The following is a 20211-nucleotide window of genomic DNA, read 5'->3' as shown; positions in this document are numbered from 1 at the left end:
AATCTAGTCGACGGTCGGCTCGCCGCCGCGCTCCCTCGCCTGCGTGACCCGGTTGCGCACCCGGGCCATCAGCTCGCGGCGGGCACGGGACGTCATCTCCTGGGGGAACACGGTGTCGAACGCGGCGTTCACGGCGGCGCCGATGAGGACGGCGAGCGCCACGACGTAGAGCCAGAGCAGCACCGCGATCGGGGCCGCGAGCGGGCCGTAGATGGACCGGGAGTCGGTGGCGGTCACCGTGATCACCCAGCGCAGGACGTAGGACCCGAGGATCCAGGCGATCAGGGCGAAGGTCGCCCCGGGAAGGTTGAAGCTCCAGTTGGTCCGGACCGGCACGGACACGTGGTAGAGCGTCGCCAGGAAGCAGATACAGATCACGATGACCGTGGGCCAGTAGAAGTTCATCAGGAAGTCCGCACGGTTCGGCAGCCAGTCGCGCACCAGGGTCGGGCCGGCCACGACCAGGGGGATCGAGATCGCGCCGGTGATCAGCGCGAGGATGTAGAGGACGAACGACAGCGCTCGGGTCTTGACGATCCCCCGGCTCCCGCCGAGCCCGTGCATGATCGTGATGGTGTCGACGAAGACGTTGAGCGCGCGGGAGCCCGACCACAGGGCGAGCACGAAGCCGAGCGAGATGACGTCGAACCGACCGCCCCCGAGCACCTGGTTCAGCGTGGGTTCGATGACCTGGTTGACGGCCCGGTCGGTGAGGAAGGTCGAGAACAGGTCGACGACTGCCTCGCGGATGTCCTGGATCTGCGCCGCGCTGAAGTTCTCCGACACGTAGCCGACGCCGCCGATGAGCGCGAAGATCAGCGGCGGCACGGACAGCACCGCGAAGAACGCCCCCTCCGCGGCCAGCCCGGTCACCCGGTGCTTCAGGCACGAGCCGACGGTCGTGACGACCAGCCGCCAGAGCGTGTGGAGGACCTTCTGGAGGAGAGTGCGGTCGGCCGGAGCGGCGCCTGCCGCGGGCGTGCCGGGATCCTCATCCTCCACGCCGGCAACGGTAGTCGCACGCGACGCCGGGAGCCGGCACGCCTCGCGTGGACCGGCTCCCGGCGTCGTGCGGCTCACACCAGGGCGGGCGCCCTCTCCGGTGCGTCGGAGGCAGCCTGGTCGGGCGCGGGAGACGCGTGGTCGTCGACCATCGTGGTCTCGTCGAACGGGTCGTCACCGGCGAGCACCCGGTCGAGCTGCGCGCGGTCGACGCCGCCGGTCCAGGACCCGATGAGCACGGTGGCCACCGCGTTGCCGGCGAAGTTCGTCAGCGCCCGGCACTCCGACATGAACCGGTCGATGCCGACGATCAGGCCGACGCCGTCGACCAGCTCCGGCCGGTGCGAGCTCAGGCCGCCGGCGAGGGTCGCCATCCCGGCTCCGGTGACGCCGGCCGCGCCCTTGGACGCGATCATCATGAACAGCAGCAGGGAGATCTGCTCGCCGATCGACAGCGCGTCGCCCATGGCCGTGGCGATGAACAGCGACGCCATGGTCAGGTAGATCGCGGTGCCGTCGAGGTTGAACGAGTAGCCGGTCGGCACCACGACACCGACGGTGGGCTTGTCGACCCCGGCGTGCTCCATCTTCGCGATCAGGCGCGGCAGGGCCGACTCCGACGACGACGTCGAGAGGATCAGGAGGAACTCGCGGCCCAGGTAGCGCAGCAGCGCGAAGATGTTCACGCCCGTCGCCACCTTCAGGATGGTGCCGAGCAGCACGAAGACGAACAGCGCGCAGGTGACGTAGAAGCCGATCATCAGCACCGCGAGGCTCTTGAGGGCGTCCACGCCGGTCTCGCCGACGACGCCCGCGATCGCACCGAACGCTCCGACCGGGGCGACCCACATGATCATCGCCAGCACCCGGAAGACCAGGCGCTGGAGGTGCCCGACGCCACGCAGCACCGGCTCACCGGCCGATCCCATCGCCTGGAGGGCGAACCCGACCAGGAGCGCGATCAGCAGCGTCTGCAGCACCTCGCCGGAGGTCAGTGCCGACAGCATGGAGTCCGGGACGATGCCGAGCAGGAAGTCGGTCGTGCTGGCGTGGCCGGTCTCCGCGGCCTGCTCGGCGCCGGCGGACGCGGTCTCCTCGGTGATGTGCAGGCCGGACCCGGGGTTGAGCAGGTTGCCGACGACCAGCCCGATCGCCAGCGCCGCGGTCGACATGACCACGAAGTAGAGCATCGCGAGGCCGCCGACCTTGCCGACCCGCGCGGCGCTGCGGACCGAGCCGACGCCGATGACGATGGTGCAGAAGATGACCGGCTGGATCATCATCTTGATCAGCGCGACGAACGCCTGGCCGAGCGGCTTGAGCTCGACCGCGAACGCCGGCGCCACGAGGCCGACGGCGATGCCCGCCGCGACGGCGGCGATGACGGCGAGATAGAGGTAGTGGGTGCGGTCGCGGCGCGCCCGCCGGCCCGGTGGGGTGGTGACCTGGTTGCTGCTCATTGCTTGACCTCCTGGGGATGCCGGCTGACCCGGCTTGGCACCGACCGTCCCAATGGGGGTGACCTGCGTCACCGTTGCGTTCGTTGTGTTCGTGACGCACGCCACACCGGCGGGCCGGTGCTGCGCGACAATGACGGCGTGCGTCGCCCCCGAGCCCTGGCCGACCTCTCGGTCGCCCGGCAGATCCTGCTGCTGCAGGTGGGTGTGGTCGTCGTCCTCGTCGCATTGGCGATCGCGCTGACGTGGTACGACGCGCGCCGGGACGTCAGGGAGCACGCCACGGACCGCGCCGTCGCCGTTGCCGAGGCGGTGGCCGACTCCCCCACGGTGCGGACCGCGGTCGCGTCCCCCGATCCCACCGCGACCCTCCAGCCGTACGCCGAGCAGGTCCGCGTCGACACCGATACCGACTTCGTGGTGGTCATGGGACTCGACCGCACGCGGTACACCCACCCCAACCCCGACAACATCGGCAAGCAGTTCGTCGGTGACCTGGGGAACGCGCCCGACGGCGAGGTCTTCACCGAAGAGGCAACCGGCACGCTCGGGCCGTCGGTGCGTGCGGTCGTGCCGGTGCGCGACGGCGACCAGGTGGTGGCGCTGGTCTCGGTCGGCATCACGGTGAGCGACATCGACCGGCAGCTCCGCCGCGACGTGCTGGTGATCCTCCTGTGCGCCGGAGCCGTGCTCGCGGTCGGTCTCCTCGGGGCCGGACTGGTCAGCCGCCGTCTCCGGCGGATGACCCACGGGATGGGCGAGCGCGAGATCGCCCGGATGTACGAGTACTACTCCGCCGTGCTCCACGCGGTGCGGGAGGGCCTGCTGCTCCTCGACCCGGACGGCCGGGTCGAGCTGGCCAACGACGAGGCGCGACGGCTGCTCGGGCTCCCGGACGACGTGATCGGCCGTCACGTCGGCGACCTGGGCCTCGCTCCCGGGCTGGTCGGCGCCGCGCTCGGACGGACGGCGGAGTCGGACGACCTCTACCTCGCCGGCGACCGGATGCTCGTCGTCTCGACGGCTCCTGCCCGCTGGGAGGGTCGCGAGGTGGGTTCGGTGGTGAGCCTGCGCGACCACACCGAGCTACGGTCGGTGACCGGCGAGCTGGACGTCGTCCGGCAGCTCACCGAGTCGCTCCGCTCCCAGAACCACGAGGCCGCAAACCGGTTGCACACCGTGGTGTCGCTGATCGAGATGGGACGGCCGGCGGAGGCGGTCGATTTCGCCACCGAGGAGCTCCAGCTCGCCCAGCTGCTCGCCGACCGGGTGGTCGGTGCCGTGGACGACCCGGTGGTCTCCGCGCTCCTGCTCGGGAAGTCGGCGGAGGCGGCCGAGCGCGGCATCGAGCTCGCGATAACCGGCAGCGCCGCCGACACCGGCGGTCTCCCCGGTCGCGACCTGGTGACGGTGCTGGGGAACCTGGTGGACAACGCCTTCGATGCAGTGGCCGACGCAGAGGAGCGACGGGTGCGGGTGCACCTGGACCGCACCGACGGCACCCTCACCATCCAGGTGGAGGACAGCGGCGCGGGCCTCGACGACGAGGCCGCGACGCGGGTGCTGGAGCGCGGGTGGACGACCAAGGCGGCGCCGGGAACCGACCGCGGCCTCGGGCTCGCGCTCGTCGTCCAGGTCGCGCGCCTGCACGGTGGCGACGTCACGATCGGCCGCTCCGACCTTGGCGGCGCGCGGTTCTCGGTCGTGCTGCAGCAGCAGGAGGCGCCGGCATGACGGTGCGGGTGCTGGTCGTCGAGGACGAGGTGCGAACCGCAGAGGCGCACGCGTCGTACGTCGGACGCGTGCCGGGCTTCGCGGTGGCCGGGGTCGCCCACTCCGTCGCCGACACGATGCGGCTCCTCGACGCGGCCCGCGGCCTGGGGCGACCGGTCGACCTGCTGCTGCTCGACATGAACCTGCCCGACGGCCACGGGCTCGGGCTGCTGACCGGCGTCCGCTCCTCCGGCCACCTCTGCGACGTGATCGCGGTGACCGCCGCCCGTGACACCGACGTCGTACGCCACGCCGTCTCCCAGGGCGTCGTGCTCTACCTGTTGAAGCCGTTCACCTTCGCCACCTTCCGCTCGAAGCTCGAGCAGTACGCCGCCTACCGCGAGCACCTCGCGTCGTCGCCGCGCGAGGTCGTCCAGGACGAGGTCGACCGACTGCTCGGCTCGCTCCGGCCGACCGGGACGGCGCCGCTGCCCAAGGGCATGAGCGCCGAGACCCTCCGCGAGGTGACGACCGCGGTCCGCGCGGCGCCCGACGGGCTGTCGTCGAGCGAGGCGGCGAGCACCGTCGGCATCTCCCGGGTCACCGCGCGGCGCTACCTCGAGCACCTCGCCGGGATCGGGTTGGCCGACCGGCAACCGCGGTACAGCGGCGGCGGCGGCCGCCCCGAGGTGGCCTACCACTGGCGTTGAGCGCCGATCCCGGTGACTCGACGACGGTGGCACGCCGCAAGCGCTAGCGTGCCCGGATGCACGACCGGAGCGCGCTGGGCGACGCGGACGTCACCGACGACGACCTGTCGGCGATGGTCGCCGACTTGCTGGGTGTCGACGCCGCAGACGTCGTGCGGTCGCACGCCGAGCACGTGGCCTACGACATCCCCGCGATCACGACCGCCGGGCGATACCTCGTCGAGGGCGAGGCGGTGGTCGACGGCGAGCGTCGCCCGTACGCGTTCTTCGTCAAGCACGTCCAGGAGTGGTCGCGATCGCCGTTCTTCGCGGAGGTGCCGGAACACCTGCGCGAGTTCGCCCGGGCGTCCGTCCCCTGGCGGACCGAGGGCGCGATCTACCGGTCCGACCTCGCCGACCACCTCCCCGACGGGCTGGCCGTCCCGCGCGCCGTCGCCGTGCGCGAGATCGACGAGTCGTCGTACGCCGTGTGGCTCGAGGTCGTACCGGTGGTGCCGGTGGAAGACGTCGCCTGGGACTTGGAGCGGGACGTCGCCGCGGCCGGGCTGCTGGGCCGGTTCGCCGGCACCCCGGGGATCCGCGCCCTCGTGGACCTCGGCGGCCACGCCGTCGGGGTGCGGTCCTACGTCGACGGCCGGCTCGCGCACCAGGTGCTCCCCGTCCTGCGGGAGGAGAGCGTGTGGGACCACCCGCTCGCAGCGCCGTTCGGGCCACTCCGCGAGCGGGTCCGCGCGGCCGCCGACCAGGTGTCGGAACACGTCGAGGAGCTGATGGCACTCCCGCTCCTCGCCGCGCACGGCGACGCGTGCCCCAACAACCTGCTGGTCCGCCCCGACCGCCCCGGCTTCACCATGATCGACTTCGGCTACTTCGCAGCGATGCCCGCCGGGTTCGACCTCAACCAGCTGCTGGTCGGGGACGTCCAGATCGGCCGGCGCAGCGCCGATGACCTCGCCGAGCGGGACGCCGCGAGTGCCGTTGCCTACCGCGACGGACTTGCCGCCGTCGGCGTCGACCTCCCGCTGGCGACGGTGACCCGCAGCCACGCGCTCCAGCTGCTCATCTTCACCGGTCTCTCGTCGATGCCGTTCGAGCACTTCGCCGCGCCGCCGACGCCCGAGCTCTTTGCGCTGGCCACAACGCGCGCCGAGATCGCGCGGTTCAGCCTGGACCTGGTCGACGCGACCGGTTGACCGGCTCGAGCTGTCGCTGCCCTGGCGCCCGCGACCCGGGAGCTCATGCGGGTCCTCGCCCCGTCCGGGCGAGGCGTCCTCGGCATCGCCGACCCGGAATGGATGGCGACGCAGGGGTTCACCAAGCACCACTTCACGATCCGCCCGTTGACCGATGTGGTCGGCGCCCTGGAGAGCGGCGGGCTGACGGTCGAGCACCGAACCTTCGGCCGGATGCCCTACCACCTGCTCGTCTGCAGCCCGATCGCCTGACAGCACGGCCCGCCGGTAATTGCCTCGACAGCGCCGCCCTCGGCGAGCACGATCGGCTGACGTGACCAGCAGCGAGGTGTGGAGCGCCGAGACCGCCGAGAGGTACGACGACGAGGACCGCGGGATGTTCGCCCCGGAGGTGCTCGAGCCGACCATCGAGCTGCTGGCCGAGCTCGCCGGCGAGGGGCCGGCGCTCGAGCTCGCGATCGGCACCGGCCGCGTCGGCGTGCCCCTACGGGAGCGGGGCGTGCCGGTCGTGGGGATCGAGCTGTCCGAGCCGATGGCCGCCAGGCTGCGGGCGAAGGTCGACGAGGCGACCCTGCCGGTGACGATCGGCGACATGGCCACGACCGTCGTCGACGGCGCGGGCTCGTTCACGCTGGTCTACCTCGTGTACAACACCATCTCGAACCTGCGGACCCAGGACGAGCAGGTCGAGTGCGTCGTCAACGCCGCGCGCCACCTCTCCCCCGGAGGACGGTTCGTGATCGAGGTGGGGGTGCCGCCGCTACGCCGCCTCCCTCCCACCCAAACGGCCGTTCCGTTCGACGTCGGTGACGAGCACGTCGGGTTCGACACGTTCGACCTCGCCACCCAGCAGTCGACCTCGCACCACTTCACCCGCGAGGCGGACGGGACCTGGCGGCGCGACGCCGGCCGCTTCCGGTTCACCTGGCCGGCCGAGCTCGACCTGATGGCTCGGATCGCCGGACTGCAGCTCGAGGCGCGCTATGGCGACTGGGACCGCACGCCGTTCACCGAGGAGAGCACGAAGCACGTGTCGGTCTGGCGGAAGCCGGGCTGACCGACCGACGGCGTCGTCAGACCAGCTCGAGACCGGGGTAGAGCGGGAACTTGTCGAGCATCTCGGCCGAGGCGTCCTTGACCTTGTCGGCGACGCCGTCGCCGAGGGCGTACGTCGCCTTCGACGGGCCGCCGGCCTTGGCCGAGCCGGGCTGGGTGTTCTGCAGCACGTGCACGATCAGCTCGGCGACCCGGTCGAACTCGTCCTTGCCGAACCCGCGCGTGGTCAGGGCCGGCGTCCCGAGGCGGATGCCGGAGGTGTACCAGGCGCCGTTCGGGTCGGCGGGCACCGAGTTGCGGTTGGTGACGACGCCGGCGTCGAGCAGCGCCGACTCGGCCTGGCGGCCGGTCAGCCCGAACGAGGTGACGTCGAGCAGCACGATGTGGTTGTCGGTGCCGCCGGTGACCAGCTTGGCGCCGCGGCTCAGGAAGCCCTCGGCGAGCGACTTCGCGTTGTCGGCGACGTTCTGGGAGTAGGTCTGGAACTCCGGGCGGCGCGCCTCGGCGAGGGCCACCGCCTTGGCGGCCATCACGTGCGACAGCGGACCGCCGAGCACCATCGGGCAGCCGCGGTCGACCGACGACGCGTACTCCTCCTGGGCGAGCAGCAGGCCGCCGCGCGGACCGCGCAGCGACTTGTGGGTCGTGGTCGCGGTGATGTGGGCGTACGGCACCGGGTCCTCGTCACCGGTGAAGACCTTGCCCGCGACCAGGCCTGCGAAGTGGGCCATGTCGACGAACAGGGTGGCGCCGACCTCGTCGGCGATCTCGCGCATCTTGGCGAAGTTCACCCGCCGCGGGTAGGCGGAGTAGCCCGCCACCAGCACCAGCGGCTTGAACTCCTTGGCCTTCGCCCGCACGACGTCGTAGTCGAGCAGCCCGGTCTCCGGGTCGGTGCCGTACTGCTGCTGGTGGAACATCTTGCCGGAGATGTTCGGGCGGAAGCCGTGCGTGAGGTGACCACCGGAGTCGAGCGACATGCCGAGCAGCCGCTGGTTGCCGAACTCGTGACGAAGCCTCTCCCAGTCCGCGTCGCTGAGCTCGTTGACGTTCTTGGAGCCGGCCTTCTCCAGCCACGGGCTCTCGATCCGGTGGGCGAGGATCGACCAGTACGCGACCAGGTTGGCGTCGATGCCGGAGTGCGGCTGCGCATAGGCGTACGGCGCTCCGAACAGCTCGCGTGCGTGCTCGGCCGCCAGCGCCTCGACCGTGTCCACGTTCTGGCAGCCCGCGTAGAAGCGATGGCCGATCGTGCCCTCGGCGTACTTGTCGCTGAACCAGGTGCCCATCGTCAGCAGCACCGCGGGCGAGGCGTAGTTCTCGCTGGCGATCAGCTTGAGGGACCCCCGCTGGTCGGCGAGCTCCTTGCGGGTCGCGTCGGCGATCCGCGGCTCGACGCTCGCGATCACCTCCAGGGCCTGGTTGTAGGCACCGCTGACCAACCTGTTGTTGTTGCTGCTGGAGCTGTTGGAGTCCGGGTCGCTCATGCGGAAGATCGTAGGGGTGAAGGGCGTTCTGATCACCGTGACCCCCGTGCCCGGCCTGCGCCATCGGTGTGACCTCCGTCGCACCAGCCGCGTCCAGGCGGGAGAATCCGGGTTCGCTCGTCCGGATCATGAGACTCGCGTCCACATCATGAGATCCCGATTTGTGGAAGCTCCGTCCGCGGACTGAGACTCATTGACATGGTCTCTGCTGCAACCCATGCGTTCCTCGTGGTACGTCGCCACGTGGACCTCGGGCGCACCCGCAGCATGATGTGTTGGCCTCGCTGATCCGCCTCGCTCCCAGACCAGCCGCGCGCGCCCTGCGCGCCCATCAGCGAAGGACCTCCTAGCCGCCATGTCTGACCTGCGCTTCGACTCCCAACCGCCACGTCACACCGACGTGCCGCGACCGCGCCGCGCCGAGGGACAGTGGGCGTTCGGCTACCGCGAGCCGCTCAACAAGAACGAGGAGTCGAAGAAGAACGACGACGCCCTCAACGTCCGCGACCGGATCCTCCACATCTACTCCAAGCGCGGCTTCGACTCGATCGACCCCGCCGACCTCCGCGGCCGGTTCCGGTGGATGGGCCTCTACACCCAGCGCAAGCCCGGGATCGACGGCGGCAAGACCGGAGCTCTCGAGGAGGAGGAGCTGGACGACCGCTACTTCATGCTGCGGGTCCGCTCCGACGGCAAGCTGCTCTCCCCCGACGCCGTCCGGACGCTCGGCCGGATCGGCGTCGACTTCGCCCGCGACACGGCCGACGTCACCGACCGGCAGAACATCCAGTACCACTGGATCGACGTCAAGGACGTCCCCACGATCTGGGAGCGCCTGGACGAGGTCGGCCTGCACTCGCTCGAGGCCTGCGGCGACTCACCGCGGCCGTTCCTCGGCTCCCCCGTCGCCGGCGTCGCCGCCGACGAGATCATCGACGGTACCTCCGCGCTCGAGGAGATCGAGCGCCGCTACCTCGGCAACAAGGACTTCTCGAACTTCCCCCGCAAGTTCAAGACCGCGCTGACCGGTCACCCGAGCCACGACGTGTGCCCGGAGACCAACGACGTCTCCTTCGTCGGCACCGTCCACCCCGAGCTCGGGCCGGGCTTCGACGTGTGGGTCGGCGGCGGCCTCTCGACCAACCCGATGCTCGCCCAGAAGCTCGGTGTCTGGATCCCGCTCGACGACGTCCCGGACGTCTGGGAGGGCGTGGCGTCGATCTTCCGCGACTACGGCTACCGGCGGCTCCGCTCCCGCGCCCGGCTCAAGTTCCTGGTCGCCGACTGGGGTGTCGAGAAGTTCCGCGAGGTCCTCGAGAAGGAGTACCTCGGCAAGGAGCTGGTCACCAACCCGTCGCCGCCCTCGCCCGTCGGCCACCGCGACCACATCGGCGTCCACGCCCAGAAGGACGGCAAGTTCTACGTCGGCGTCGCGCCGACCGTGGGCCGGGTCTCCGGAACGCTGCTGGTGGAGCTGGCCGACCTGCTCGAGGAGCACGGCGTCGCCGGCGCGCGGCTCACGCCGTACCAGAAGATCGTGCTGCTCGGCGTCGACGGGGAGCAGGTCGACGCACTGGTCGACCGGCTCGACGAGATCGGCCTCTCGGCCAGGCCGTCGAACTGGCGGCGCAACACGATGGCCTGCACCGGCATCGAGTTCTGCAAGCTGGCGATCGTCGACACCAAGGACCGCGCCCGCGACCTGGTCGCCGAGCTCGAGCGACGGTTCCCCGACCTCGACAAGCAAGTGCCTTCAGGGATCACGGTCAACGTCAACGGCTGCCCCAACGCCTGCGCCCGGACCCAGGTCGCCGACATCGGCCTCAAGGGCCAGCTCGTCCTCGACGACGACGGCAACCAGGTCGAGGGCTTCCAGGTGCACCTCGGCGGTGCCACCGGGCTCGGCGCCAACTTCGGCCGCAAGCTGCGCGCCCACAAGGTGACCAGCTCCGGGCTCGACGACTACATCAGCAACGTGGTGACCAACTACCTCGCCGACCGCAAGGACGACGAGCGGTTCGCCGACTGGGCCGCCCGGGCCGACGACGAGGCACTGCGCGGCGACAAGGTCCTGGAGTCCTCGCTATGAGCGAGCGCGCAGTGCCGTTCCACTGCCCCTTCTGCGGCGAGGGCGACCTCTGGCCGCACGAGGCCGCACACGGCTCGTGGGAGTGCCGGTCGTGCCTGCGCGCGTTCTCGCTGAAGATGCTCGGAATGGTGCGTCCGGGTGGTGACCGGGCATGAGCGTCTCCACCGCCAAGGCCAGGCTCGCCCGCGGCGCAGAGACCGCCGGTCGGTCACCCGAGGAGCTGCGCGAGATCGTGTCGCACTGGGGTGCCGAGCTCGAGCTGGCTCCGGCCGAGGTGATCATCGAGTGGGCGGCCGCCACGTTCGGCGAGCGCTTCTGCGTGACGTCGTCGATGGGCGACGCGGTGCTCTCGCACCTCGCGTCGACGGTCGTTCCCGGCATCGACGTCGTCTTCCTCGACACCGGCTACCACTTCGCCGAGACGGTCGGCACCGCCGACGCGGTCAAGCACACGTTGCCGGTCAACCTGCTCACGATCACGCCCGTGCAGAGCGTGGCCGAGCAGGATGCCGAGTACGGCAAGGACCTCTACAAGCGTGACCCCGACCTCTGCTGCCAGTTGCGCAAGGTGAAGCCCCTGCAGGAGTCGCTGTCGGGGTACGACGCCTGGGCCACCGGCCTACGCCGCGCCGAGACCCACAACCGGGTGATCGCGCCGGTCATCGGCTGGGACGCCAAGAAGGGCAAGGTCAAGGTTTCTCCGCTGGCTCGTTGGACCGACGAGCAGGTGGAGCGTTACATCGCGGACAACGGAGTCCTCGTGAATCCCCTGGTGTACGACGGCTATCCCTCGATCGGGTGCTGGCCGTGCACGCGCCGAGTAGCCCCGGGCGAGGACCCTCGCAGCGGGCGCTGGGCCGGCACCAACAAGACCGAGTGCGGAATCCACTCGTGATCCCTTCCCCCACGACACTCCCCCTTCCCACGCACCACATGAGAGGAGACAGCTGCTGATGGCCGCTCCTGCACTGGTGGCCCTGGCTCATGGCAGCCGGGACCCCCGCTCCGCCGCGACCGTGACCGCCCTCGTCAACGAGGTCAAGGCGCTCCGTCCTGACCTGCGCATCGAGAAGGCGTTCCTCGAGCTCGCCAAGCCCAGCTTCCAGACCGTCGTCGACAAGCTGGTCCGCGCGGGCTACGAGGAGATCGTCGTCGTACCCCTCCTGCTCAACGAGGCGTTCCACGCGCGCGTCGACGTACCCGAGCAGATCGCCGAGGCGACGACCCGCCACCCCGGCCTGCAGATCCGCGCGACCGACGTGCTCGGTCTCGAACCGCGGTTCCTCGAGGTGCTCGACGAGCGGATGCGCACGGCTCTGGCCGGCGCCCGGGTCCGGGAGCTCGACGCGCTCGTGCTCGCGGCCGCCGGCTCGTCGGACCCCCTGGCCAACCAGGCGGTCGCCCGGCTCGCCCGGGTCTGGGGCACGCACCACAAGCTGCCGGTGACCGCGGCATACGCCGCCGCCGCCCCGCCGGCGACCGGTGAGGCGGTGCGGGCGTTCCGCGCGGAGGGCCGTCGGCACATCGCCGTCGCGTCGCTCTTCCTCGCGCCGGGTCGCCTCCTCGACCACGCGACCGAGCTCGCCCTCGAGGCGGGCGCGGTCGCCGTGTCCGAGCCGCTCGGTGCCCACCCGGAGATCGCCCGCACCGTGCTGGCGCGCTACGCGGTCGGCGCCGTCGAGCTGGTGCCTGTCTGACCCCGACCCGTCGCATCTGTACGTCGACCCGTCGCATCTGTAAGTCGACCCGGCTCGTTCAAACCAGCCGGGTCGACGAAAATCAGCCGACCAGCCGGGTGAAGAGGTGGTCGAGCTCGCGGGCGGGGTCGGCGGTGAGGCCGCCGTGGACCGGGCCGGGCTGGAGCACCGTCGACTTCGGCGCCTTGAGGAACCCGAAGCGCTGGGACAGCGGTTGACCGGCCACGTCTCCCCCGCGGCCGTCGCCCGCACACACCCCGTCGACGAAGGTCAGCGCGTCGCACACGCGGTCGACGTCGAGTGACGGGTCGACTGCGTGCAGCCGGTCGGCGTCGCAGTGCCAGGTGACGTCGAGGAACTCCGCGGCCTGGCAGTAGAGCACGACGCCCACGTTGACGAACTCCTCGCGATCGACGCGCGGCACGCAGCGCAGCACGACGTACTGGTAGGGCATGCTCATGCTGCACCTGCGACCGGAAGCCACTGGCGGGTCGAGAGCCGGGCGGCGAGGAAGGCGACGTACGCCGCGCGCAGCTCCTGCGGTGACTCCGCACCGGGCACCGGCTCCAGCCACGCGTCCGGCACCTGCGCGACGACGTCCACCAGATCGGCGTCGGCGAGACGCCCCCGGATCTCGGCGTCCGCGGCGGGCAGACCGGGCCGACAGGTCCGGAGCACGTGGTCCGAGGGGTCCCACGGCTGGCGCGCGAAGCGCTCGGGATCGGTGACGCCGTTGCCCCAGGCGTGGTGGAAGTAGAGCGCGGCGCCGTGGTCGATGACCCAGAGGTCGTCGTGCCAGAGCAGCAGGTTGGGGTTGCGCCAGGAGCGGTCGACGTTCGCACAGAACGCGTCGAGCCACAGCACGCGCGCCGCGACATCGGCGTGCGGTGCGAGGTCGCCGTCGTAGCCGAAGGCTCCGGGCAGGAAGTCGATGCCGAGGTTGAGCCCGATGCTGGCGCGGAGCAGGTCCTGCACCTCCTCGTCGGCCTCGTAGCGTGCGAGGTCCGCCCCGAGGTCGAGCACCACCTGGCGCGGCGTCCGCAGCCCGATCCGCTCCGCCAGGCCCGCGACGATCACCTCGGCGACCAGCACCCGGAGGCCCTGGCCGGCGCCGCGGAACTTGCACACGTAGGTGCCCAGGTCGTCGGCTTCGACGATCCCGGGCAGGCTGCCGCCCTCCCGGAGCGGCGTGACGTACCTGGTGACCGTGACGGTCGGCAGGTTCACGACAGCGGGTCCTCTTCCGTCAGCCGCCGCTTCTCCACCGCGACGTCGAAGTCGGCCTTCGGCCACTGCGGGTCCATCGTCTCGAGAGCGTCGAGCAACAGGTGGCCGATCGCGAGGTTGCGGTACCACTTCTTGTCCGCAGGGATCACGTGCCACGGCGCGACATCGGTGTTGGTGCGCTCGATCGCGACCTGGTAGGCGCCCTGGTAGGCAGGCCAGAGCGCCCGCTCGTCGACATCACCCGAGTTGTACTTCCAGTGCTTCGACGGGTCGTCCAGCCGGGCCAGGAGCCGCGCCTTCTGCTCGTCCGCCGAGATGTGCAGCATGCACTTCAGAATGGTCGTGCCGCCCTCGACCAGCTCGGCCTCAAAGGCGTTGATCGCCTCGTAGCGCCGCTCGATCTCCTCCAGCGGCGCGAGCTGGCGGACCCGGGCGATCAACACGTCCTCGTAGTGGGAGCGGTCGAAGACCCCGACGTACCCCGCCGTGGGCAGCGCCTTCCTGATCCGCCACAGGAAGTCCTGCTCGAGCTCCGCGGGAGTCGGCGCCTTGAACGACGTGATCCGCACCCCTTGCGGGTCCATCAGACCGACGGTGTGGCGTAGGGTGCCGCCCTTGCCCGAGGTGTCCATGCCCTGCAGGACCAGGAGCAGGCTGCGGTTGCCACCCGCCTTGCCCTCGGCGAAGAGCCGCTCCTGCAGGTCGGAGAGCGTGTCGCCCAGCGCGTACAGCGTGGCCTTGCCTTCCTCCTTGCCGCCCGCGAAGCCGGGCGCGCCGTTGGTGTCGATCGATGCGAGGTCGACGGGTCCGGCCGGGAGCCGGAGGGCGTCGACCAGGTCGGCGTCAGCGGTCATGGAGCCATCCAAGCACCGATGCCACGTCGAGACTGTGACCGACGACGGTCGACGTGGTCCCGTCCGGCTGCGCCTCGTCGAACCAGGTGCCCTCGACGAAACCGGCCTTGAGCAGGAGGCGGCGCGAAGCGACGTTGCGATGGTCCGGTGCCGCGAAGTACGTCGTGGCGTCGGGGTAGTCCGCGCGGGCGATGGCGAACCAGGCCCGGAGCATCCGCAGCCCGACCCCGCGGTGGAGCCACGCCGGGTCGCCGATCGCGTAGTCGATCCCGATCGCGTCGGGGTCCGGCGTCAGTACGGCGAAGTCCGGGTGGTCGCTGATCCGGTAGTCCTGGAGGAACCCGACCGGTGTGCCGTCAGCGGTGACGACGAACATCCGGGTCGGCGCGGCGCCGTCGATCCGGGGGCCGTACCACGATTCGATCGTCGCCGCGGTCACGGCCTTGGCGGAGGGGAACCACCGGACGACGTGCGGCTCGAGCCGCCACTTGAGCAGGTCACCGAAGTCGGCGCGCGTCATCGGACGCAACGACACCGTCGGCGGCTCGAGGGTGGATCCGGTCACGTCGCCCTCAGTGCGCGAGGCCCCCACGGCGGTCGACCAGCGGCGGGGTCGACGACCAGGGGAAGTCGATCCAGCGCTCGGTGCGGCGCCAGACGTACTCGGCGTGGATCACGGTCCAAGGCTTCTCGTAGATCACTGCGGTGCGGGCCTCGGCCACGTGGTCGGCGACGAAGTCCCGGACCACCTCCAGCGTCTTGCCGGTGTCGGCCACGTCGTCGACGATGAGGACCTTCATCCCGGTGAGGTCGATGGCAGCCGGCGTGGGCGGCAGCATCATCGGCACGTCGAGCCGCTCGTCGACGCCCGTGTAGAACTCGACGTTCACAGCGCTCAGGTTCTTCACGTCGAGGGCGTAGCCCATGCCCATCGCCAGGCCGAGGCCGCCGCGAGCGATCGCGAGGACGATGTCGGGCTCGTAGCCGTCGTCGACGACCTGCTGGGCGAGCTCGCGCACCGCGGTGCCGAAGAGCTCGTAGCTGAGGATCTCGCGGGCCGGCGCGTCGCCGCCGGTGGGCTCTGTGGTCACGCAGCCGATCATGTCACCTGGCCCGTCACTACCCTGTGCCCATGCTCGGAGTCCCGCCCGGTCCCACCACCACGGTGCTCGGCTGTCCGGTGGTCGAGGGGCCGACCCCGCCGCCCTGGGAGGCCGCGGTCGACACCGGGTACTTCGTGGCCGACCACGACCGCGCGCTGGTCCGTCAGGACGACGCATCGCTCTACGTCGCCCACGGCACGGAGGTGGTCATCGACGTACCGCCCGAGCAGCGGCCGGCCTACGACTTCCTCGTGTACTCGATCGCGCTGCGCCTGTTGCTCCTCCAGCGCGGCCGGTTCACCCTCCACGCCACGCTCGTGGAGTCGCCGGACGGCCGCGCGGTCGCGATCACCGGGCCGGGCACGGTCGGGAAGACCACCACCGCCGTCGCGCTGGCGCAGCGCGGCTGGAGCTTTGTCTGCGACGACATCGTCGGGGCCACCGCCGGCCCCGACGGCGTCACGGCGCACCCGTACCCGCGGCCGCTGCACGCGAGCGACGAGCTCGCCAGCCGGCTCGGGGTGGATCCCGCCATCGGACGCGAGCTGCCCGGCGCGTCCAAGCGCGTGTACGCCGTCGCGTCGGACACCACGCCCCGGCCGCTCGCGGCCATCGTCCGGGTCGATCTCAGCGACCACGACCACGTCGCCGTGCGGCGTCAGCCGCTGCTGGAGGCGCTGCCCATGCTCGCGGTGCTGAGTGACTCGGCCGAGCTGTGCCAGCTGCCGCCGTACCGTGCGCCCTTCCTCAGCTGGCTGAGCGAGCTCCTCACGCACGTCCCCGTCATCGAGGTGGTCCGACCGCAGCATGGTGCGTCGGTCGATGCCGTCGCCGACGCTGTCGAGGCCGCGATCAGAGACCTGTAGTCAGCGCAGCACGTCGTCCTCGTACCAGGAGGCGAAGAGCCCGAGGCCGAGCGCCCGGCCGGTCGTCTCCTCCCACGCCGCCGCCGCCCGTCCGGACGGCAGACCGCTCTCCAGCTGCCGGGAGACCCGGTCGAGGTCGATGAACGTCGACGCGGCGGGCGACGCGCGGAGCCGGTCGACCAGGTCGCGGTACTCCTGCTCCCGGCCGTGCAGCCATTGACCCACGTCGGCAGCCTGCGCTCCGCGCGTCGTACGCAGGCGGATGTGGTCGGGCACCAGCCCCTCGGCCGCGACCCTGGCCAGGCCGCGATCCAACCCGCCCTGGAGCCAGGCCTCCAGGGGCAGGCGGAGCGCGAGGGAGACGACCTCGGGATCCGACAGCGGGTCGCTCCACCAGATGCCGTCCGGAGGAGGCACGGTGGCGAGACTCCCGTCGCGGAGGACGAAGTCGATCCAGTCCGCCTGGCTGTGGCTGGTCGATCCATCGAGGGCGGCCAGCCGGCGGCGGGCGGCGTCACTGAGCGTCTCCGGCCGGAGCGGCATCGCCTCGATGAACGAGGGGTACGCCGGCGGCGGCCCGATCCGGAGAAGGTGCTGCCGGACCAGCTCGCGGGTGCGCTCGCCGACCGCTTCGGCGAGGACGCTGCGTGCCGCGCGGTGGACCGGCACCCCTGCTCGCTGCCTGCGGAGCACCTCGGCGGGCAGGCGGTCGAGTCGTCCGCGGGTCACGAGCTGGCGGACGAGCCCGTCCCGGTCGCGCGAGAACGGCGCGTTGCCGGACGCGCCGGTGAGGAGGAGGGGTGAGCCGAGCTCAGCAGCCCGGCCGGCCGCTGCCGTCAGCCACACCATGTTGGCCGGGTTGAGCACCGGCGACCACGAGGTGGGGAACAGCGCGGCCAACGTCGTCAACGGCGAGGTCCGGTCGTCGTGCACGATCGGGTGCCACTCCAGACCGGGGATCTCGTCGACCATCCTCCGGGCGTAGGGGCCGTCATCGGCCTCCCACGTCGATGACTGGTCGGCGGTCCCGGGGAGGGGGACGTGGGTGAGGGCGTGCACGGTCCTTCCGCTGCCGGCCAGGACCGAGGCCGCGGTGCCCGCGACCATCGACGAGTCGAGGCCGCCGGACAGCGTCGCTGCGACCGGGCCGGATGAGGGCAGCGACGCGGTGACCGCGTGGCGGATCGCGTCCCGCAGCAGACCCGCGGCGTCCTTCGGGCGGATCGACCGGTCTTCCTCGGCCGAGGGGGTGAACCACCGCTCGGTCTCCGGCGAGGACCAGCCCTGCCGCCAGGTGAGCCGGTGGCCGACCGGCAGCCGGCGGACCCCCTCGAGAGCCGTGCGCTCCGGCTCGTCGTGGAGCGCCATCAGGTCCGCGAGCTTGCCCACGTCGAGCGGCGGTGGCTCCCGGAGCTGCCGGACGAGCCCGGGGACGGTTGGGGACCATCGCAAGCCCGAGCCGTCGACCCAGTAGTACAGCGCTATCTCGGACCGACTGCTCGTCGCAGCGAGCACCGTCCCGTCTGCGTGGGTCAGTACGGCGACGAACCCCTGGCGGATCGGCGCAGCCGACCGGCATCCCTCTTCGAGCCAGCGACGCGTCTGATCGGCGTCAGCAGGACCCGGCCCGTGGATCAGCTCGAACGGCATGGGCGCCCGCGATCCTCAGCGATGTCCGTCGTCAATCGACGGAGCACCCCGACATCTGTCAGGAAGGAAGCTTCTTGTGACCGAGGTTCTGGCCGTCGGGCGTGCTGAAGAGCTGGTTACGGGCGTCGGCTGCGGTGCCGAGCGGCTCGACGCGTGGCTCAGTCCACGGCCTGCGCTCTTCATGCTGCTCGGTCATCATCATCCCCTCGGTTCGCTTCTTCAACGAACGTTGCCACACGACGTCACGCCCGCGGGGCGTCTTCCAAAAGACTACACGGCTTGTCGCGCGGAGGACTATTCAAGTGGAACATCGCGGCCGACTTCCGCGAGCTCGTCCTTGACCACCGCGTAGGCCAGGCCGGCCGGGTAGCCCTTGCGCGCGAGCAACCCCGCGAGGCGGCGGGCGGCGACGGTGTCGTCGACGCCCCGCAGCCCGCGGAGCTTCTTGCGGACCAGAGCCCTGGCCGCCTGCTCCTCGTCGGCAGGGTCGACCTCTGCCAGCACGTCGCGGGCGGTCTCGTCGGCGACGCCCTTGCGGCGCAGCTCCTGGGCCAGCGCCCGTCGAGCCAGGCCGCGGGTGCGCTGCCGGCTGTCGACCCACGACCGGGCGAAGGCCTCGTCGTCCACCAGGCCGACCTCCTCGAACCGGTCGAGCAGCCGGCCCGCCACCTCGTCGGGGACGTTGCGGCGGGCCAGCCGGTCGGCGAGCTCCTGACGGCTCCGCGCCTGACCGGTCAGCTGGTCGAGCAGGATCTTGCGCGCGACCGCCTCGTGGTCCGGCTCCGGTCCGAGGTCCCGCTCCGTGTCGGGCTCACTCATCGATCTGCGACACGCTCGCGCCATTCAACTCAGAAGCTGTCCACGCCGATGGGCTCGTCAGGGGCGTCGGCGAAGCCGTCGTTGTCGACCTGCGGGCCGACGCCGAGCTTCTCGAGGATCTTCTTCTCCAGCTCGTTGGCGAGGTCGGGGTTGTCGAACAGGAACTGGCGGGCGTTCTCCTTGCCCTGGCCGAGCTGGTCGCCCTCGTAGGTGTACCAAGCGCCGGCCTTGCGGACCAGGCCCGCCTCGACACCGACGTCGATCAGGCTGCCCTCGCGGCTGATGCCCTTGCCGTACATGATGTCGAACTCGGCCTGCTTGAACGGCGGGGCGACCTTGTTCTTGACGACCTTGATCCGGGTGCGGTTGCCGACCATGTCGGTGCCGTCCTTGAGGGTCTCGATCCGGCGCACGTCGAGGCGCACCGAGGAGTAGAACTTCAGCGCCCGGCCACCGGTCGTGGTCTCGGGCGAGCCGAACATCACGCCGATCTTCTCGCGCAGCTGGTTGATGAAGATCATGGTGGTGCCGGAGTTGTTGAGGGCACCGGTCATCTTGCGCAGTGCCTGGCTCATCAACCGGGCCTGGAGGCCGACGTGGCTGTCGCCCATCTCGCCCTCGATCTCGGCCCGGGGCACGAGCGCGGCCACGGAGTCGATGACGATCAGGGCCAGTGCGCCGGAACGGATCAGCATGTCGGCGATCTCGAGCGCCTGCTCACCGGAGTCGGGCTGCGAGACCAGCAGCGCGTCGGTGTCGACACCGAGCGCCTTGGCGTAGTCGGGGTCGAGGGCGTGCTCGGCGTCGATGAACGCCACGATGCCGCCGGCAGCCTGAGCGCTGGCGACCGCGTGCAGCGCCACGGTCGTCTTGCCGCTGCTCTCCGGTCCGTAGATCTCCACGACGCGGCCGCGCGGGAGGCCACCCACACCGAGCGCCACGTCGAGCGCGATCGAGCCGGTGGGGATCACTTCGAGCGGGGCGCGCGTGTCGTCGCCGAGGCGCATGACCGAGCCCTTGCCGTACTGCTTCTCGATGTTGAGCAGCGCTGTGTCGAGCGCCTTGAGGCGGTCATCCGCCATGTCCCTCACGTCCTTCGTCTGGTGGTCGAGCCAGGTACATCGGCGACGCTAGGGCGAGGGTCCGACACAGCCTGATCAGCCGCATCGGGGTTGTGGAGAAGCCCGGAGTACGTCGTACCTGTGGACGGTTGGCGACCAGCACCACACGTCGTGATCCGGACGCTACCGAACACCTGTTCGAAGTCCTGGGATTGGGAAGCGGCGTG

General features: G+C 70.9%; 22 protein-coding genes. 10 read left to right on the top strand and 12 right to left on the bottom strand.

What is annotated here, in order from left to right:
- Nucleotides 1–3: 3 nt before the first annotated feature.
- Nucleotides 4–1002, bottom strand: coding sequence for a YihY/virulence factor BrkB family protein (locus SHK19_RS10080; protein WP_322457125.1), 999 nt, complete (start codon nt 1000–1002; stop codon nt 4–6).
- Nucleotides 1003–1076: 74 nt separating this feature from the next.
- Nucleotides 1077–2462, bottom strand: coding sequence for a cation:dicarboxylate symporter family transporter (locus tag SHK19_RS10075; protein ID WP_322938570.1), 1386 nt, complete (start codon nt 2460–2462; stop codon nt 1077–1079).
- A gap of 138 nt (nt 2463–2600) precedes the next feature.
- Here SHK19_RS10075 and SHK19_RS10070 point away from each other — a divergent pair, with 138 nt between their 5' ends.
- The 5 genes from SHK19_RS10070 (at nt 2601) to SHK19_RS10050 (ending at nt 7132) form a co-directional block, all read left to right on the top strand.
- Nucleotides 2601–4193 carry a sensor histidine kinase gene (locus tag SHK19_RS10070; RefSeq protein WP_322457127.1) on the top strand — a complete coding sequence of 531 codons (1593 nt, stop codon included), beginning with the start codon at nt 2601–2603 and terminating at the stop codon, nt 4191–4193.
- Nucleotides 4190–4882, top strand: coding sequence for a response regulator (locus tag SHK19_RS10065; RefSeq protein WP_322457128.1), 693 nt, complete (start codon nt 4190–4192; stop codon nt 4880–4882). Before SHK19_RS10070 ends, SHK19_RS10065 begins: the two co-directional genes overlap by 4 nt.
- A 56-nt stretch (nt 4883–4938) precedes the next feature.
- The gene (locus SHK19_RS10060; RefSeq protein ID WP_322938569.1) at nt 4939–6075 is read left to right on the top strand and encodes a phosphotransferase; all 1137 of its coding nucleotides are present in this window, start codon (nt 4939–4941) and stop codon (nt 6073–6075) included.
- Nucleotides 6076–6120: 45 nt separating this feature from the next.
- Nucleotides 6121–6327: a hypothetical protein gene (locus SHK19_RS10055; RefSeq protein WP_322938568.1), complete on the top strand. Its 207-nt coding sequence runs from the start codon at nt 6121–6123 to the stop codon at nt 6325–6327.
- 61 nt (nt 6328–6388) lie between these two features.
- Nucleotides 6389–7132 (top strand): class I SAM-dependent DNA methyltransferase, encoded by a 744-nt coding sequence (locus SHK19_RS10050; RefSeq protein ID WP_322938567.1) that lies wholly within the window; start codon nt 6389–6391, stop codon nt 7130–7132.
- A gap of 16 nt (nt 7133–7148) precedes the next feature.
- On the opposite strand, the gene SHK19_RS10045 is transcribed toward SHK19_RS10050, so the two are convergent.
- Nucleotides 7149–8618, bottom strand: a complete 1470-nt coding sequence (locus tag SHK19_RS10045) for a glycine hydroxymethyltransferase (RefSeq protein WP_322938566.1) — start codon at nt 8616–8618, stop codon at nt 7149–7151.
- Nucleotides 8619–8973: 355 nt separating this feature from the next.
- Here SHK19_RS10045 and SHK19_RS10040 point away from each other — a divergent pair, with 355 nt between their 5' ends.
- From SHK19_RS10040 to SHK19_RS10025, 4 genes are read left to right on the top strand one after another with little or no spacing between them, the layout of a single operon-like run.
- Nucleotides 8974–10707, top strand: coding sequence for a nitrite/sulfite reductase (locus SHK19_RS10040; RefSeq protein ID WP_322938565.1), 1734 nt, complete (start codon nt 8974–8976; stop codon nt 10705–10707).
- Nucleotides 10704–10862 carry a hypothetical protein gene (locus SHK19_RS10035; RefSeq protein ID WP_322938564.1) on the top strand — a complete coding sequence of 53 codons (159 nt, stop codon included), beginning with the start codon at nt 10704–10706 and terminating at the stop codon, nt 10860–10862. Before SHK19_RS10040 ends, SHK19_RS10035 begins: the two co-directional genes overlap by 4 nt.
- Nucleotides 10859–11602, top strand: coding sequence for a phosphoadenylyl-sulfate reductase (locus tag SHK19_RS10030; RefSeq protein ID WP_322938563.1), 744 nt, complete (start codon nt 10859–10861; stop codon nt 11600–11602). Before SHK19_RS10035 ends, SHK19_RS10030 begins: the two co-directional genes overlap by 4 nt.
- Nucleotides 11603–11660: 58 nt before the next feature.
- Nucleotides 11661–12404: a sirohydrochlorin chelatase gene (locus SHK19_RS10025; protein ID WP_322457137.1), complete on the top strand. Its 744-nt coding sequence runs from the start codon at nt 11661–11663 to the stop codon at nt 12402–12404.
- A gap of 82 nt (nt 12405–12486) precedes the next feature.
- On the opposite strand, the gene SHK19_RS10020 is transcribed toward SHK19_RS10025, so the two are convergent.
- From SHK19_RS10020 to SHK19_RS10000, 5 genes are read right to left on the bottom strand one after another with little or no spacing between them, the layout of a single operon-like run.
- Nucleotides 12487–12864, bottom strand: a complete 378-nt coding sequence (locus SHK19_RS10020) for a DUF3037 domain-containing protein (RefSeq protein ID WP_322457138.1) — start codon at nt 12862–12864, stop codon at nt 12487–12489.
- Nucleotides 12861–13631, bottom strand: a complete 771-nt coding sequence (locus SHK19_RS10015) for a HipA family kinase (RefSeq protein WP_322938562.1) — start codon at nt 13629–13631, stop codon at nt 12861–12863. The genes SHK19_RS10020 and SHK19_RS10015 overlap by 4 nt, the downstream gene beginning before the upstream one ends.
- Nucleotides 13628–14485: a polyphosphate kinase 2 family protein gene (locus tag SHK19_RS10010; RefSeq protein ID WP_322938561.1), complete on the bottom strand. Its 858-nt coding sequence runs from the start codon at nt 14483–14485 to the stop codon at nt 13628–13630. Before SHK19_RS10010 ends, SHK19_RS10015 begins: the two co-directional genes overlap by 4 nt.
- The gene (locus SHK19_RS10005) at nt 14475–15050 is read right to left on the bottom strand and encodes a GNAT family N-acetyltransferase (protein ID WP_322938560.1); all 576 of its coding nucleotides are present in this window, start codon (nt 15048–15050) and stop codon (nt 14475–14477) included. Before SHK19_RS10005 ends, SHK19_RS10010 begins: the two co-directional genes overlap by 11 nt.
- A 7-nt stretch (nt 15051–15057) precedes the next feature.
- Nucleotides 15058–15576, bottom strand: a complete 519-nt coding sequence (locus SHK19_RS10000; protein WP_322938559.1) for a phosphoribosyltransferase — start codon at nt 15574–15576, stop codon at nt 15058–15060.
- A 41-nt stretch (nt 15577–15617) separates the two neighbouring features.
- On the opposite strand from SHK19_RS10000, the gene SHK19_RS09995 reads away from it, so the two are divergent.
- A complete protein-coding gene (locus SHK19_RS09995) occupies nt 15618–16454 on the top strand; it encodes a hypothetical protein (RefSeq protein WP_322938558.1) in 837 nt (278 codons plus the stop codon).
- Here the strand turns inward: SHK19_RS09995 and SHK19_RS09990 are convergent, their stop codons facing one another.
- The 4 genes from SHK19_RS09990 to recA all read right to left on the bottom strand — a co-directional run bounded on the left by SHK19_RS09990 (nt 16455) and on the right by recA (nt 20005).
- The gene (locus tag SHK19_RS09990; protein ID WP_322938557.1) at nt 16455–18104 is read right to left on the bottom strand and encodes an asparagine synthase-related protein; all 1650 of its coding nucleotides are present in this window, start codon (nt 18102–18104) and stop codon (nt 16455–16457) included. It abuts the gene before it with no gap.
- Nucleotides 18105–18162: 58 nt separating this feature from the next.
- Nucleotides 18163–18300 (bottom strand): hypothetical protein, encoded by a 138-nt coding sequence (locus tag SHK19_RS09985; protein ID WP_322457145.1) that lies wholly within the window; start codon nt 18298–18300, stop codon nt 18163–18165.
- 98 nt (nt 18301–18398) lie between these two features.
- Nucleotides 18399–18923 (bottom strand): regulatory protein RecX, encoded by a 525-nt coding sequence (locus SHK19_RS09980; RefSeq protein ID WP_322457146.1) that lies wholly within the window; start codon nt 18921–18923, stop codon nt 18399–18401.
- Between the two features lie 29 nt (nt 18924–18952).
- Entirely contained in the window at nt 18953–20005 is a 1053-nt protein-coding gene (recA, locus tag SHK19_RS09975; RefSeq protein ID WP_322457147.1) for a recombinase RecA, read from the bottom strand.
- Between the last annotated feature and the right edge of the window lie 206 nt (nt 20006–20211).

Source organism: Nocardioides bizhenqiangii (assembly GCF_034661235.1).
GTDB lineage: Bacteria > Actinomycetota > Actinomycetes > Propionibacteriales > Nocardioidaceae > Nocardioides > Nocardioides bizhenqiangii.
This window is presented reverse-complemented; position numbering and strand designations above follow the sequence as displayed.

Excerpts from the sequence above, each read along its gene's own strand:
- SHK19_RS10040 (WP_322938565.1), top strand. The coding sequence starts at position 8,974 with ATGTCTGACCTGCGCTTCGACTCCCAACCGCCACGTCACACCGACGTG.
- SHK19_RS10035 (WP_322938564.1), top strand. The coding sequence starts at position 10,704 with ATGAGCGAGCGCGCAGTGCCGTTCCACTGCCCCTTCTGCGGCGAGGGC.
- SHK19_RS09985 (WP_322457145.1), bottom strand. The coding sequence starts at position 18,300 with ATGACCGAGCAGCATGAAGAGCGCAGGCCGTGGACTGAGCCACGCGTC.
- SHK19_RS10045 (WP_322938566.1), bottom strand. The coding sequence starts at position 8,618 with ATGAGCGACCCGGACTCCAACAGCTCCAGCAGCAACAACAACAGGTTG.
- SHK19_RS09990 (WP_322938557.1), bottom strand. The coding sequence starts at position 18,104 with ATGCCGTTCGAGCTGATCCACGGGCCGGGTCCTGCTGACGCCGATCAG.
- SHK19_RS09980 (WP_322457146.1), bottom strand. The coding sequence starts at position 18,923 with ATGAGTGAGCCCGACACGGAGCGGGACCTCGGACCGGAGCCGGACCAC.
- SHK19_RS10065 (WP_322457128.1), top strand. The coding sequence starts at position 4,190 with ATGACGGTGCGGGTGCTGGTCGTCGAGGACGAGGTGCGAACCGCAGAG.
- SHK19_RS10010 (WP_322938561.1), bottom strand. The coding sequence starts at position 14,485 with ATGACCGCTGACGCCGACCTGGTCGACGCCCTCCGGCTCCCGGCCGGA.
- SHK19_RS10030 (WP_322938563.1), top strand. The coding sequence starts at position 10,859 with ATGAGCGTCTCCACCGCCAAGGCCAGGCTCGCCCGCGGCGCAGAGACC.
- SHK19_RS10055 (WP_322938568.1), top strand. The coding sequence starts at position 6,121 with ATGCGGGTCCTCGCCCCGTCCGGGCGAGGCGTCCTCGGCATCGCCGAC.
- SHK19_RS10075 (WP_322938570.1), bottom strand. The coding sequence starts at position 2,462 with ATGAGCAGCAACCAGGTCACCACCCCACCGGGCCGGCGGGCGCGCCGC.
- SHK19_RS10020 (WP_322457138.1), bottom strand. The coding sequence starts at position 12,864 with ATGAGCATGCCCTACCAGTACGTCGTGCTGCGCTGCGTGCCGCGCGTC.
- SHK19_RS09995 (WP_322938558.1), top strand. The coding sequence starts at position 15,618 with ATGCTCGGAGTCCCGCCCGGTCCCACCACCACGGTGCTCGGCTGTCCG.
- recA (WP_322457147.1), bottom strand. The coding sequence starts at position 20,005 with ATGGCGGATGACCGCCTCAAGGCGCTCGACACAGCGCTGCTCAACATC.
- SHK19_RS10025 (WP_322457137.1), top strand. The coding sequence starts at position 11,661 with ATGGCCGCTCCTGCACTGGTGGCCCTGGCTCATGGCAGCCGGGACCCC.
- SHK19_RS10060 (WP_322938569.1), top strand. The coding sequence starts at position 4,939 with ATGCACGACCGGAGCGCGCTGGGCGACGCGGACGTCACCGACGACGAC.